The following is a 13,741-nucleotide window of genomic DNA, read 5'->3' as shown; positions in this document are numbered from 1 at the left end:
CAGAATTAACGCAGTTGCCCCGGATCGCAGCAAGGGCACCGTGGTACCGTCGAGCCCCGTTGGCAGGGGTCTCGCACGGGGTTTTCGCACGTGACAAACATGGGTCGAGCCGAGGAAGCGAGCAGTGGCAGGAAGGCGCGGGTGGGGCGGAAGTCCGCCGGACAGCGATGAGGACGCGTCGCGCCGCATCGTCGCGGCTGCCGTCGATCTGATCGGGCGAACGGGCTCGGAGATCGGCATTGCCGATGTCGCGGAATCGCTGGGTGTCATCCGGCAGACGGTGTACCGGTACTTCCCCAGTGCGGACGCGCTGATGCGGGCCGCGGCCATCGCATCGGTCGACGGGTTCCTCGATCGGCTGACAAATCAGGTCAGCGGTATCGAGGAACCCGTCGAAGCGATGACCGAAGCTGTGGTGTACACGCTGGCCGAGGTGCGTCGAACGCCGCACCTCGGCATTCTGCTTTCCAATACGTATTCGAACGCCCAGCCCGACAGCCTGACCTCCGAAGAGGCGCGGACCTTCGGCATGACGATGATCAGGCGCTTCGATATCGATTGGGAGCATTACGGATACGACGATTCGTCTCTGCACGAGCTCGTCGAATACGTCCTGCGAACGATGCAGTCGTTCTTCGTTTCCCCGGGCAATCCGCCACGCAGCGACGATGAACTGCGGCGATATCTACGACGCTGGATGGGTGCGGCGATCATCGCCCAAATGACGCCATCCGTGTGAATCGTCGCGGCGCAATATTATCGGATTCAGACCGAATCCAACTCTCGCTCAGACGCGGTGTCCTGTTGCGTCTGGAGCAGATTGCCGAACACCGCGACCGCGACCGCGCCACCGACGGCGAGGAAAAAGCCCAGAATTGCCAGCCACTCGAGTCCCGGCGTTGAGGTGTCGCCGAGCATGAGCACCCCGACGATTCCCGGGATGACTGTCTCGCCGACGACAAGTGCCGCCGTCGCTCCGTTCACCGATCCGAGTTGCAATGCGACCGTATGCAGGTAGAAACCACCGACTCCGGCAATCGCGATCGTCCATGCCGCGGGGTCGGCGAGAAGTGTCGACAATTGCAGCGGATCGATCCCTCGAACGATGCGGACCGCGATCGCCATTGCCCCGAACAGCAATCCGGCGGCGAGCCCGGCGGCCACCGCGCCCCTGGATCCGAGACGTCGCACAACCAGTTGGCTGACGGCGAATAGAAGCACGGACACGATCAGCACCCCCCAGTGCAGCACGGGATTATCGTTGCCGCCGCCCTCTTCTCCCGCGGCGACGCCGAGAGCGGCCAGTGCCAGGACCACCGCGCAGATTGCCACCCAGTCGCGCAGGTGCAAGCGGATCCCGAGCACGAATATGCCCAGCACCGCCGTGATGATCAGGTTCGCGCTCATGATCGTCTGCGAGAGAAACAGCGGGATCAATCGCGCGGACACCGCGTTTCCGGCGAATCCGACCACGTCGAGCACGGTGCCGACGATGAACCAGACCGTCAATACCGCCGCGACAGTGGAAGCGACAGTGGGAGCCCCGGTTTCGGTCGACTGCCCCGCGTCCCCGCGAACCTGCGCCGCTGCGGCCGACCGCCGCGCACCGTAGGCCTGCAACACCGACGCCACTCCGTAGCCAATGCACGCGAGCAAGGCTGCGAACAGGCCTATCAGCATGTATTCGGTCCCATCTATGTCACGTCACCGCTCCAACGGCGCACAATCGAGGATAACGATCAGCGAATGTGGTGTTGGTCGAGACCGAGCGCCAACGCGTGGCGGTGGAGGATATCCGCCGCATAGTGCCATCCGCACCACTTCCATGAGGCAACATCACCGCCGACCGCTGCGCGATCAACCCGAGAGCCGGGTTCACGCCTCGTGAACCGGCCGGAGCCTGACTTGGATATCCGTGCGTTTGTACAGCGAGTACAGACTGATGCGGATGGTCGTTACTTCCAGCGAAAGAACGGCTCCGACCCGCGGCCAATCCTCGGGATTTCGAGGTAAGTGGAGTAAATCCACAAAGTATCCGGCCGGGCGGTCCTCCGGCGACCGGAAGCCCTGGGCCGCCGAACCGATATCCACGAACAACCCTGTCCTGCCCGGCCCCCAAGGCAGGGCAGCCACGGTCCCCGACACATGTGTCCCTACCGGAAGCGGACCGGTGTCGTAGCGGCTGAAGTGACGATGCCGCACAGCCAGGCTCCATACCTGCTCGAACTCTGCCTGCGCGGCGTCCACGGCACCCTCCGCAGTGCAGACAGGCCCTTCGGCCAGCACGCCATAAACGGCTTCGTAAAACTGCACGCCGCGCAACCCGTACATCTCGCGCACCCGGACAAGTTCGTCAGCCGACGCCGCAACAGACGCTCCACCGACAACACCGTCGATGACCAGGACAGGCACATCAGACACGGGTACGGGCAATGCCGCTACGAATACTGCTTGTCGCAGTGCCCACCCGTCATCGCCCACCTCGAACCAATACCACGCGTCCTCCTCGGGAGCGTGAATCCGGAACCAGCGCAGCACAGAACGAAAGCTAGACCATGTCAAAGCGGAGCATCAGCAACAATCACACCCGTGCCGAGCACGACCTACGCTTGGACAACCTCGATCCCCACCATCGCGTTCAGTGAGTCGCAACTGGCCCAAGACTGGTTCTGCCCATACTGCACTGGGCCGTATTTCCAGTAGGTGAACGGGACGGGCCACGCAACGCAAGTGAGTTTCACCTGATGCCAGGTCGGCAACTCACAATTGGCCATTCCGCCGGTGTTGAAGACGTTGTAAACGTGACAATTGGCTTGCCACACCGGTACGTCGGCCTGGGCCGCGCCACCACCAGCGAGCACAGTGGCCGCAGCTGCGGTGGCAACGACGGCGCTGGCTGCAAACCGCTTCGCAGAGAGCATTCCGAACCTCCTGAATTGATGTTGTCTGGAACATCGCACACGGGTCGTACTTGTTACTCGAAACCATTCGTGATGTGCACTGCCGGTGCGTAATACCGACGCCTACGATCCGGGCGTGCCGACCGCCGTGAATCTGCTGGAGCAGCCGAACTGGGCGGGGTCGCACCGACTCCGATAGACTCCTGACAGGCCTGGGCTGCGATGTTGACCTCGCCCCTCCCCGCCCCGTGCGCAATCTGCGCGACGAGCGGATGGAATGCCTCCTTCTTCCCGGTCATTCCCTGACACAGGACGTTTCGTCCCTTTCCTGAGATCGATCGCCGCATCGCCGCCCTGTGTCATTCACCTGACCGATACATACCCCACGAGCCTCGGCAAACCCAACAGAATGGAGCGAAATCCTATGAGTACCAACCCAATTACCAACGGCACCGAGCGAGCGATCATCGAGGACATGCTCGACCGCAACCGCGAAGCACTCGTCGAGACCGTACGCGGCCTTTCCGATGCCGACGCTCGCCGAAGACTCGTCGCGTCGCTGACGACACCGATCTCGGTGATCAAGCATGCCGCTGCCGCGGAACGGATCTGGTTCCAACGGTTCTGGGCGGGACTCGACGAATCCGAATGCGATGGATACTCGCGCCGCGACGAGGGCACCTTCGCCGTCGCCGACGACGAGTCGCTGGCAGAGGTTATCGCCGAGTTCGAGCGCGCAAGCCAACGATCACGTGTGATCGTGTCCCGCTTCGACCTCGACGACACCAAGGAGAATCCTCGCGAGGGAAAGGTCAGCATGCGATGGACACTGCTCGCCATGATCCAAGAGTTCGCCAGGCACGCGGGTCACGGCGATATCCTCCGCGAACAGATCGACAAGCCCCCACTGCGACAGCCGAACTCGTGATCGCGCCGGGATGCGTGTGGTCAGAGCGGCTGGAGTCGTGGATGCAGCAGGCAGAATTCGTTGCCTTCGGGGTCGGCGAGGACGTGCCAGCTCTCGGTGCCGGTCTGGCCGACGTCGACGGGCTTTGCACCGAGACCGAGCAGCCGCTCCAGTTCGGCGTCCTGGTCGCGGTCGGTGGCGTTGACGTCGATGTGCAGTCGGAGCTTCCCGGTCCGTGGGTCGCTGTTGGGGCTGAAGAGGAGGGTGGGCTGCGGGCCGCCGAAACCGGTGTCGGGCGGGCCGATCTCGATGCTTCCGTCGTCCTCCCGGTCGAGTTCGACGTAGCCGAGGACCTCGCTCCAGAATGCGGCCAGCCGGTCGGGGTCGGCGGCGTCGATGATCAGCTCACTGATGCGGCATGCCATGGCCGTGAGTGTACGTAGACGACAGAGAATCCACGAGGGAGTTCTGGCTCCTCCTCCTGGAGCTCTCGATGCGTATATCCAGTGGTCGCCGGGACCGGGATGGGTCAATCTCGAACGCGTCCGGGCATACGGGTGCTGCTGGCGGTGCGAGCGATGTCGTCGTCGCGGCGCGGGGTCGTTGCCCAGGATGGGAGCCAAGCCGGCTCCGAAAGTGGTGTCAGGCTTGCGAAGTGGTTGATGATCGCCCGGAGTCCTGGGTGTGGATCCGTTCTGCGGAGGATGAGTGAGAGCGGGTATGCGAGCGTCGGATTTATGATCGGGATGCGGCGCAGGTCGTAGTTCGTCGGCCAGATGTACCGGTCGCGCGCGCCGACGAGGGTGGCCAGGTCCGCGGAGTCCGCGAGGGTGTCGAGGAGTACTTCGTTGCCGAAGTTCGGGCCCGCGGCGTCGATGCGGAGATCGAACTCGGTGGCGAGCTGATCGTAGAACTCCGCCCATTCGCTGCCTTGCGCGATACCCGGCACCCAGATCCGATGCCGGCGCAGCTGCGATGGCGTCAATGTTCGAGCGGAGGCAAGCGGATGTCTCGGGCTGACAAGGAGTTCCAGCGGGGAGTCGAACGCGTGGATCATTTGCACGTCACGCGGCAGTGTGGCCGGATCGGTGACGGAGCGGAACGAGGCGTCGATATCGCCTGCCTGGACGGCGGCGACCACCACGCGCGGGTCGTCGACCTTGAGGGTTACCACGTCGAGGGCGGTTTCGGGATGCGACCGCCAATAGTCGTGCAGGACAACGGCCTGCGCGGATCGTAAGCCGAGGACGTCGATGCGAAGGGCACGCGAACCCGGCCTGATCGCGGTGATGGCGCGATCGACACCCGTGACGATGCTTCTCGCGTGCGGCAGAAACGCCTGACCGTCGAGCGTCAGCTCGACCCCGCGGGCGGTACGGGTGAACAGGCGGACGTCGAGCTCCCGTTCCAAGGTCGCAATCCGCTTCGAGACGGCCTGCTGCGTCACGCCCAGCTCGTTGGCCGCGTGTTGTAGCTGTCCGAGCTCGGCCGCACGGACGAACGATCGCACTGCCTCGGTATCCATGGGGCAAGCCTATGGGTGCCCAACTGATCGTTGTGGCTCGCCGAGGAATCAGTTGTTTGATCCTGCGTCGGTACGGCTGATGTGATTCAGGGCCTCGACATCGGTTGTTGTGAAGGAGTCGCACGTGCAATTGGGACGCAGCTTCGGCTGGCTGTGGTCGGCCTACGCCGTCAGTACATACGGCACGTGGATCGCCTTCGGCGCGTTCCCGCTCATCGCGGTGCAGGTGCTGCACTCACCGGCATTCGCCGTTTCACTGCTCCAAGCGGCCGGGCTCGTCGTCGCGGCGATCGTTGCGTTCCCGCTCGGGCCGTGGGTCGACCACCGGGCCAAACGGCCGGTGATGATCGCGATGGACCTGGCCCGGTTCCTCGCGATGGCGAGTGTTCCGATCGCGTACTTCCTCGGCTTGCTGACCTACGGCCAACTGCTGGTTGTCTCGGTCATCTCCGGAACCGCGAGCATCGTCTTCACCGCAGCCTCCGGCGCGTACCTGAAACACCTCGTCCGCGGCGAACATCTCCTTGTCGCGAACGGAAGATTCGAAGCTACGAGCTGGGTGGCGACCGCGGCAGGGCCGCCCCTCGGCGGCGCGCTGGTGGGGCTACTAGGCCCGGTCATCACCGTGCTGGCCGACGCCATGAGTTACCTATTGTCCGCGCTCGCGGTCCTACGCATCCGCGGCGGCGACACCGCCGCCCCTCGCGGCCCGGACACCAGGTTGCGGGGCGCCGACCTGCTCTCCGGCGGGCGGGTCATCTTCCACGACCGCGCACTACGGTGCCTGTTCCTCAACTCGATCTTGGTGAGCGGCCTGATCATGGCCACCGTCCCGCTGCTGACCGTCCTCCTGCTGGGCGAATACCACTTCCCGCCTTGGCAATACGGTCTCGCCTTCGGCATTCCCGCGCTCGGAGGATTCGTGGGGGCCCGCCTCTCCGCGCCCCTTGTGACCCGCTACGGTCGGCACCGGGTCATGATCGTCTCCGGCTGGTTGCGATCAATCTGCCCGCTCGGTCTCGCATTCATCCACCCCGGCGTCTCCGGGCTCATCACGGTGATCATCGTCGAGGGCCTGCTGATCACCTGCATGGGCATCTTCAATCCGATCTACGCAACAGAACGCCTGCGACGGGCTCCCGCGGATCACGCCGCTCGAGTCCTCAGTACGTGGAGCGTCAGCAGCAAACTTCTACAAGCTGTCCTGACGGTGCTCTGGGGCATCCTCGCCACCCTCACCGACCCGCTGGCCGCGATCACCATCTCCGGCGTGTTCCTGCTCGCCACCCCGCTCCTGCTGCCCAGACGCACCGTTAGCGCCTGTCGTCCACGGGTGGAGTTTGTCGCGGTTGCGGACGGCCCAGATGCGCTTGATCCGGTCGCCTGCGATGTCGAACGCCACCACCGTCGCCGTGGTCTGGTTCAGGCCGGGCATTCTGTCCGCGAAGCCGACCGGGTAGCGAGCGATCTGCTCGCTGCCCTCGATCGGGCGGAGCGCGGTGTTGGCCAGGCCGCCGCCGTCGGCGATTCCGGTGGCGTCGGGGTCGAGGAGGCAGAGCAGGGCGTTGATGTCCTTGGCCTCCCATGCCCGCTTGAAGTCCCTGACGACGCCCGTGGTCAGGAGTTCGCCGCCGGCGCCTCGACGGCTATTTCGCCACCCAGCTCATAGCCGCCGTCGAGCCGCAGTCCGTCTCCGCTCCAAAATCGGCCCGGGTCATACCAATTGGGGCTACGGTCCTGCGGTAGCAGTCGCATCGCCTGGTAGGTCGCGGCCACGATCTCCGCGCAGTACGCGTTCTCCAACTCTTGGGTGGTCGGCTTGCGCGGCGTGTGGCGTGGGACGCGCGCACGCCCGCGCAGCCAGCGTCCGGCTAGTGCGGCAGTGGAGGGGAACGGGGTTCCGTCGAGCCGGGCGATGGTGCGCAGCATGCTGTCTTCCATCTCTCGGGTGACCGGACGGTTCAACTGGCGTAACCAGGCCTGCTGGTCGTAGCGGTGCGCCCACATCAGCACGGCATCGCGCAGATTGTGCAACTGGACGCCGCGGTGCTCGGTTCCCGACCACATGTCGGGCAGTGATCGGCCGAGCTCCGCGTGCCAGATCAGCGCCGGCAGATCATCGATGACGACGGACATGGCGACATGGTTCACCGGGCTGTTCGTTGTCATCCGGATCGCCCGGTCAGCCGCCGAATGCCCACGGAATAGCCAGATGTCGCCGGTTCTGGTGAGCTCGAGCGCTCGGTCGAGACTGATGCCCGTACCCGTCATGGACGTAGCCTATGCGGTATGAGGTGGTGGAAGGCAGTGGGATTGGCGGGTGCGGCAGGTGTGGTCGCCACCGGTGTGGTGATCGTTCGCGCCGAGCGACGCCGCCGCGCCTACACCCCCGACCAGGTCCGCGAACAGCTGCATGTGCGATTCGCTCAGGCGAGCTCGGCCGGGGAAGCCGTTGAAACCGCCGCTGCGGTACCGCGGGACGGCTCAGGTAGCCGCGGGCGCATCCGACGTTTATTTCGGCGCTGACCAGGAACTCTGAGAACGATAGGCCAGCGGATCGGGCGGCAGCCGAAAACTCTCCGCTGCCAAGGTTGATGCCACCTTGCGGGCCCATTTCTCACGATACGTGCGAGTAACACCGCCACGCTGTGCACATATCTGGGATAAGGGTGCAGACTACGCGGGACCGAGTTGCACCCCTCGCCCGTCGACCGGGCCAGCGCTCTGGAGAGGAAGGAGACGGCAAGTGTTCAGCCGCATCGCCATCGTGAACAGGGGAGAGGCCGCTATGCGCCTCATCCACGCCGTCCGAGACTTGGCCGCAGAGACTGCGCGACCGATTGAAACCGTCGCTCTGTATACCGATGTCGATCGGAACGCGACCTTTGTGCGCGAGGCCGACATTGCTTACGACCTCGGCCCGGCGTCCGCGCGCCCGTACCTGGATCTGAAGGCGCTGAAGACTGCGCTGATCTCGACCGGGGCCGACGCCGCCTGGGTCGGCTGGGGTTTCGTCGCGGAAGACCCGGCCTTCGCTGAGCTGTGCGAACAGATCGGCGTCACCTTTATCGGCCCGAGCCCGGAGGCTATGCGCAAGCTCGGCGACAAGATCGGCGCGAAGCTGATCGCCGAGGAGGTCGGCGTGCCGGTCGCGCCGTGGAGCCGTGGTGCGGTCGAGACCGTCGAAGCCGCCCAGGCAGCGGCGGCGGAAATCGGCTACCCGTTGATGCTGAAGGCGACCGCCGGTGGCGGCGGACGCGGTATCCGGGTGGTCACGAACGACGACGATCTCATCGACGCCTACGAGCGCACCCGCCAGGAGGCCGCGCGGGCGTTCGGTAGTGGCGTGGTGTTCTTGGAGCGGCTGGTCACCGGCGCTCGGCACGTCGAGGTCCAGGTGATCGCCGATGGTCAGGGCACTGCGTGGGCGCTTGGCGTCCGCGACTGCTCGGTACAGCGACGCAACCAGAAGGTCATCGAGGAGTCAGCGTCTCCGGTGCTCAGCCCCGAGCAGGCCGCCGAACTCAAGACCTCGGCCGAGCGGCTGGCGATCGCGGTCGATTATCGCGGTGCGGCGACCGTCGAATTCCTGTACCACCCAGGTGACAAGCTGTTCGCATTCCTCGAGGTCAACACCCGCCTCCAGGTCGAGCACCCGATCACCGAATACACCACCGGGTTCGACCTCGTTCGGGCCCAGTTGTTGGTGGCCTCCGGCGGCAGGCTCGAGGGCGAACCGCCTGCCGAGCGCGGGCACGCCATCGAGGCCAGGCTGAACGCCGAAGATCCCGACCGCGACTTCGCGCCCGCCCCCGGCCGCATCGCGCTGCTGGACCTGCCGTCCGGGCCGGGCATCCGCGTCGACACCGGCGTCAGCGAAGGCGACACCATTCCCGCCGACTTCGACTCGATGATCGCCAAGATCATCGCCTACGGCGCGAACCGCGACGAAGCGCTGGGCAGGCTGCGCCGAGCTATGGCGCAGACCCGCGTGATCATCGAGGGCGGCGCGACGAACAAGAGCTTCGTGCTCGACCTGCTCAACCAGCCCGAAGTGATCGATGCCAGCGCGGACACCGGTTGGATCGACCGCGTCCGCGGTGAAGGCAGGCTCGTCTCGCACCGGCACTCCGCCATCGCGTTGGCCGCGGCCGCCATCGATGCCTACGAGGACGAGGAGCGCGTCGAGCGGCACCGGCTACTGTCCACGGCCTCCGGCGGACGTCCTCAGGTGCAGCATGCGAGCGGCCGGCCGCTCGACCTCAAACTGCGCGGTGTCGGCTACCGCGTGCGCGTCGCACGAATCGGCGCCCATCGGTTCCGCATCGGGATCGAGGCGGGTGGCGACATCCGCACCGCCGACGTCGACCTCGAGCGCTTCGATCGTCATACCGGGCAGATTTTGGTCAACGGCACCCGGTACCGCCTGATCAACAACACGCATGGCCCCATCCACCTCGTCGATGTCGATGGTGTGACCCATCGGATCAGCCGCGACGAAGGTGGCGTCGTCCGCTCACCGGCCCCCGCGCTGGTGGTCGCCACGCCGCTCGAGATCGGCGCCGAAGTCGAGGCGGGCGCGCCGTTGCTGGTGCTGGAGAGCATGAAGATGGAGACGGTGCTGCGCGCACCGTTCAAGGCACGGCTCAAGGAATGCACCGTGTCCGTCGGCAGCCAGGTGGAGACCGGTGCGCCGTTGCTGTGGCTCGAGCCGCTCGCCGATGAGGACGAAGCCGAGGCAAGCACCGCGGTCGGGTCCGTCGAGCTGGACCTGCCCGTTGGTTCCGCACAGGTCCAACCGCACTTGCGAACGACCCGCGGCCAAGAGGACCTGCGCAGCCTGTTGCTCGGCTTCGACGTCGACCCGCACGACGACCGCCGAGTGCTCGGCGACTACCTCGCCGCGCGCGAGGCCGCCCTTCAGGACGGCCGCCGACCGCTCGGCGAGGAACTCGAACTCATCGCGGTCTTCGCGGACCTCGCAGAGCTGAGCCACAACCGGTCCTTGGATGACGAGGGCAACCACAGTCACGTGCACAGCGCCCGCGAATACTTCCACACCTACCTGCAAAGCCTCGATGTCGAGCGGGCCGGGCTGCCGCAATCGTTCCAAACCAAGCTCGCCAACGCGCTCGGTCACTACGGCGTCACCGAGCTGGAACGTTCCCCTGAGCTCGAAGCCGCGGTCTTCCGGATCTTCCTCGCCCAGCAACGCCCATCCGACACCGTTACCGTCATCACGACGCTGCTGCGCGAGTGGCTGCGTGAACCGATGCCGGACGGGGCGCTGCGCGAACCCGTCGGCTTGGCGCTGGAGCGACTGGTGGCCGCGACGCAGGTGCGCTTCCCCGTGATCGCCGATCTCGCGCGCGGCGTTGTGTACGCCTGGTACGGCCAGCCGTTGCTGCGGCGTAATCGTGCCCGCGCCTACACCAACATCCGCAAGCACCTGCGCCATCTGGACGCACAGCCGGACGCGTCCGATCGCGCCGAGCACATTGCCGACATGGTCCGCAGCACCGAGCCGCTGGTGCGGCTGCTCGGCCAGCGGTTGGTGCGCGGCAAGCTGGACAATACGGTCATGCTGGAGGTGCTGACTCGGCGCTACTACGGCAACAAGGGCCTCACCAGCGTGCGCACCGAGGACGTGGGTGGCTGCACATTCGTGATCGCCGAGCGTCGCGGCCTGAGCCTGGTGTCCGCGGCGGTCAGCTTCGACGCGCTCGATACGGCGTTGCGCGGGCTCGCCGAGCTGGCGACCGGCGCCGCGTCGATCGACGCCGACATCTACCTCAGCTGGGAAAAGCAGCCGGGGGACTTCGACGCGATGGCATCGGCGTTGCACGAGGCCCTCAGCGCGTACCCGCTGCCGAACCAGGTGCATCGGATCACCGCCACCGTCGCGGGTAGTGGCGGCGCGGTCATGCACCACCACTTCACCTTCCGTCCGTCGGCCACCGGTATGGCCGAGGAGCGACTGATCCGCGGTCTGCACCCCTACATCGCGCAACGGATGCAGATGCAGCGGCTGCGCAAGTTCGACCTCACCCGACTGCCGTCCTCCGACGACGAGGAGATCTACCTCTTCCGGTGCGTCGCCAAGGAGAACCCGTCGGACGATCGCCTCATCGCGTTCGCGCAGGTTCGTGACCTGGCCGCACTGCGCGAGCACGACGGCAGGCTGCTCGCGTTGCCGACCGCCGAGGCCACCATCGCCACCTGCCTCGACTCGATCCGACGGGCACAGTCGCTGCGGCCGTCGGCCAAACGCTTCAACACCAACCGCATCGTGATGTACATCTGGCCGCCGATCGACGTCACGCCCGCCGAGCTGGAGACGGTCGTGCAGCATGTGCGGCCGACGACCGCGGGCGCGGGCCTCGAGGAAATCCTGTTGATCGCGCGTCAGCGTGATCCCGAGACCGGTGAGCTGGTCAAGGTCGCCGTGCGCATCGGATTCGACTCCACCGAAGTGACCGTCGGCGACCGGTCCGACGAGTTGGTCGAGCCGCTCGACGCGTATCGGCAGAAGGTGCTGCGGGCGAGCAGCCGCAACACCGTGTACCCCTACGAGTTGACCGGTCTGCTCGGTGAGTTCGCCGAATACGACCTCGACGCCGACCACACTTTGGTGCCCGTCGACCGACCCAAGGGACGCAACACCGCGGCGATCGTCGCGGGCGTGGTCACCACACCGACCCCGCAGCACCCGCAGGGCATCGCCAGGGTGATCCTGCTCGGCGATCCGACGAAGTCGCTCGGCGCACTGTCGGAACCGGAGTGCCGCCGGGTGATCGCGGCGCTGGACCTGGCCGAACAGATGCAGGTGCCGCTGGAGTGGTACGCGCTGTCCTCCGGCGCCAGGATCTCCATGGAGTCGGGCACCGAGAACATGGACTGGGTGGCGGCGGCGCTCAAGCGGATCGTCGAATTCACCCAGGACGGCGGCGAGATCAACATTGTGGTCGCGGGCATCAACGTCGGCGCACAGCCGTACTGGAATGCCGAGGCCACGATGCTCATGCACACCAAGGGCATCCTGGTGATGACGCCGGAGTCCACGATGGTGCTCACCGGCAAGCAGGCGCTGGACTTCTCCGGTGGTGTGTCGGCCGAGGACAACTTCGGCATCGGCGGCTACGACCGGGTTATGGGTCCGAACGGGCAGGCGCAGTACTGGGCGCCCAATCTGACCGCCGCGCGTGACGTGCTGATGTCGCACTACGACCACACCTACATCGCACCCGGCGAGCAGGGGCCGCGTCGGTCACTGACCAGCGACCCCGTCGATCGGGACGTCTCCGACTTCCCGCACATCCTGGCGGACAGCGATTTCACCACTGTCGGTGAGATCTTCTCCGCCGCCGCGAACCCGGACCGCAAGAAGCCCTTCGACATCCGGACCGTGATGCGGGCGGTCTCCGACCAGGACCATCCGGTGCTGGAACGCTGGGCGGGCATGGCCGACTCCGAAACCGCGGTAGTGCAGGACGCGCATCTCGGCGGCATCCCGGTGTGCCTGCTCGGCATCGAGTCGCGCAATGTGGCGCGGCGCGGATTCCCGTCCACCGACGGCCCGGACACCTACACCTCGGGCACCCTGTTCCCGCAGTCGGCGAAGAAGGCCGCGCGCGCCATCAACGCGGCGAGTGGCAACAGGCCGCTGGTCGTGCTCGCGAACCTGTCGGGCTTCGACGGCTCGCCCGAGTCGATGCGGAAGCTGCAACTGGAGTACGGCGCCGAGATCGGCCGTGCGATCGTGAACTTCCAAGGCCCCATTGTGTTCTGCGTGATTTCCCGATACCACGGCGGCGCGTTCGTGGTGTTCTCGAAGGCGCTGAACCCGAATATGACCGTGCTGGCACTGGAAGGTTCGTTCGCCTCGGTGCTCGGCGGTGCTCCGGCCGCTGCCGTGGTGTTCGCCGGTGAGGTCAACACACGCACCGCGGCCGATTCCAGGGTGCGGGACTTGCAGTCGCTCGCCGCGAACGCACCCGGCGCCGACCGCGCGGGCTTGACCGCGGAATTGGACGAAATCCGCTCGACGGTCCGCGTGGAGAAACTCGGCGAGGTCGCCGCGGAATTCGACCGCGTGCACAATATTCAGCGCGCTGTCGATGTCGGTTCGGTCGACGCCATCATCCGCGCCGCCGAACTGCGTCCACGCATCATCGACGCCATCGAGGCGCGCCTGCGCTGAAGAGCCGGGCTTGGTGCCTTCGGCATCGGGCCCGCCCGGTAGGACTCGAGAGAGCTTCCGTCGCCGCACCCCTCAGCGGTCCGTTGGACCGCTGAGGGGTGCGGCGGTGAGCTCGAGGATTTCTCCAGCCTGTCGCGTTCGAGATCAGCGGCCTACTCGCCCGTAGCGGCGTGAGTGCCTATTCTCCTCGAATGACAACGGAGTCGAAA

Annotated in this window: 11 protein-coding genes; 5 read left to right on the top strand and 6 right to left on the bottom strand. The window is 65.9% G+C overall.

From position 1 onward, the window contains the following. The first annotated feature begins 124 nt into the window (after positions 1 to 124). Positions 125 to 739: a TetR/AcrR family transcriptional regulator gene (locus tag ACLMAJ_RS21900; RefSeq protein WP_412015643.1), complete on the top strand. Its 615-nt coding sequence runs from the start codon at positions 125 to 127 to the stop codon at positions 737 to 739. A 26-nt stretch (positions 740 to 765) separates the two neighbouring features. On the opposite strand, the gene ACLMAJ_RS21895 is transcribed toward ACLMAJ_RS21900, so the two are convergent. The 3 genes from ACLMAJ_RS21895 to ACLMAJ_RS21885 all read right to left on the bottom strand — a co-directional run bounded on the left by ACLMAJ_RS21895 (position 766) and on the right by ACLMAJ_RS21885 (position 2,921). Next, positions 766 to 1,680, bottom strand: coding sequence for a hypothetical protein (locus ACLMAJ_RS21895; protein WP_412015642.1), 915 nt, complete (start codon positions 1,678 to 1,680; stop codon positions 766 to 768). Between the two features lie 195 nt (positions 1,681 to 1,875). Beyond that, a complete protein-coding gene (locus ACLMAJ_RS21890; RefSeq protein WP_412015641.1) occupies positions 1,876 to 2,538 on the bottom strand; it encodes a hypothetical protein in 663 nt (220 codons plus the stop codon). A gap of 65 nt (positions 2,539 to 2,603) precedes the next feature. After that, the gene (locus ACLMAJ_RS21885; RefSeq protein ID WP_412015640.1) at positions 2,604 to 2,921 is read right to left on the bottom strand and encodes a hypothetical protein; all 318 of its coding nucleotides are present in this window, start codon (positions 2,919 to 2,921) and stop codon (positions 2,604 to 2,606) included. Between the two features lie 403 nt (positions 2,922 to 3,324). Between ACLMAJ_RS21885 and ACLMAJ_RS21880 the strand changes: the two genes are divergently transcribed. Further along, entirely contained in the window at positions 3,325 to 3,828 is a 504-nt protein-coding gene (locus ACLMAJ_RS21880) for a DinB family protein (RefSeq protein WP_412015639.1), read from the top strand. 20 nt (positions 3,829 to 3,848) lie between these two features. Here ACLMAJ_RS21880 and ACLMAJ_RS21875 read toward each other — a convergent pair whose 3' ends face one another. Together ACLMAJ_RS21875 and ACLMAJ_RS21870 are read right to left on the bottom strand one after the other, a co-directional pair. Continuing rightward, positions 3,849 to 4,232: a VOC family protein gene (locus ACLMAJ_RS21875; RefSeq protein WP_412015638.1), complete on the bottom strand. Its 384-nt coding sequence runs from the start codon at positions 4,230 to 4,232 to the stop codon at positions 3,849 to 3,851. A 104-nt stretch (positions 4,233 to 4,336) separates the two neighbouring features. Continuing rightward, positions 4,337 to 5,332: a LysR family transcriptional regulator gene (locus tag ACLMAJ_RS21870; protein WP_412015637.1), complete on the bottom strand. Its 996-nt coding sequence runs from the start codon at positions 5,330 to 5,332 to the stop codon at positions 4,337 to 4,339. Between the two features lie 124 nt (positions 5,333 to 5,456). Between ACLMAJ_RS21870 and ACLMAJ_RS21865 the strand changes: the two genes are divergently transcribed. Then, positions 5,457 to 7,001, top strand: a complete 1,545-nt coding sequence (locus tag ACLMAJ_RS21865; protein WP_412015636.1) for an MFS transporter — start codon at positions 5,457 to 5,459, stop codon at positions 6,999 to 7,001. Here the strand turns inward: ACLMAJ_RS21865 and ACLMAJ_RS21860 are convergent. Continuing rightward, the gene (locus ACLMAJ_RS21860) at positions 6,950 to 7,603 is read right to left on the bottom strand and encodes a hypothetical protein (protein WP_412015635.1); all 654 of its coding nucleotides are present in this window, start codon (positions 7,601 to 7,603) and stop codon (positions 6,950 to 6,952) included. The two genes, ACLMAJ_RS21865 and ACLMAJ_RS21860, sit on opposite strands and share 52 nt — an antisense overlap. Before the next feature lie 18 nt (positions 7,604 to 7,621). Between ACLMAJ_RS21860 and ACLMAJ_RS21855 the strand changes: the two genes are divergently transcribed. Next, positions 7,622 to 7,858 carry a hypothetical protein gene (locus ACLMAJ_RS21855; protein ID WP_412015634.1) on the top strand — a complete coding sequence of 79 codons (237 nt, stop codon included), beginning with the start codon at positions 7,622 to 7,624 and terminating at the stop codon, positions 7,856 to 7,858. Positions 7,859 to 8,078: 220 nt separating this feature from the next. Then, positions 8,079 to 13,532: an ATP-binding protein gene (locus tag ACLMAJ_RS21850; RefSeq protein WP_412015633.1), complete on the top strand. Its 5,454-nt coding sequence runs from the start codon at positions 8,079 to 8,081 to the stop codon at positions 13,530 to 13,532. Positions 13,533 to 13,741: the final 209 nt, after the last annotated feature.

It is taken from the genome of Nocardia arseniciresistens, assembly GCF_046764875.1.
In the GTDB taxonomy this organism is placed as follows: Bacteria; Actinomycetota; Actinomycetes; order Mycobacteriales; family Mycobacteriaceae; genus Nocardia; species Nocardia arseniciresistens.
This window is presented reverse-complemented; position numbering and strand designations above follow the sequence as displayed.

Coding starts and splice junctions, on each gene's coding strand:
- ACLMAJ_RS21895 (WP_412015642.1), bottom strand. CDS start 1,680: ATGCTGATAGGCCTGTTCGCAGCCTTGCTCGCGTGCATTGGCTACGGA.
- ACLMAJ_RS21885 (WP_412015640.1), bottom strand. CDS start 2,921: ATGCTCTCTGCGAAGCGGTTTGCAGCCAGCGCCGTCGTTGCCACCGCA.
- ACLMAJ_RS21880 (WP_412015639.1), top strand. CDS start 3,325: ATGAGTACCAACCCAATTACCAACGGCACCGAGCGAGCGATCATCGAG.
- ACLMAJ_RS21875 (WP_412015638.1), bottom strand. CDS start 4,232: ATGGCATGCCGCATCAGTGAGCTGATCATCGACGCCGCCGACCCCGAC.
- ACLMAJ_RS21870 (WP_412015637.1), bottom strand. CDS start 5,332: ATGGATACCGAGGCAGTGCGATCGTTCGTCCGTGCGGCCGAGCTCGGA.
- ACLMAJ_RS21860 (WP_412015635.1), bottom strand. CDS start 7,603: ATGACGGGTACGGGCATCAGTCTCGACCGAGCGCTCGAGCTCACCAGA.
- ACLMAJ_RS21855 (WP_412015634.1), top strand. CDS start 7,622: ATGAGGTGGTGGAAGGCAGTGGGATTGGCGGGTGCGGCAGGTGTGGTC.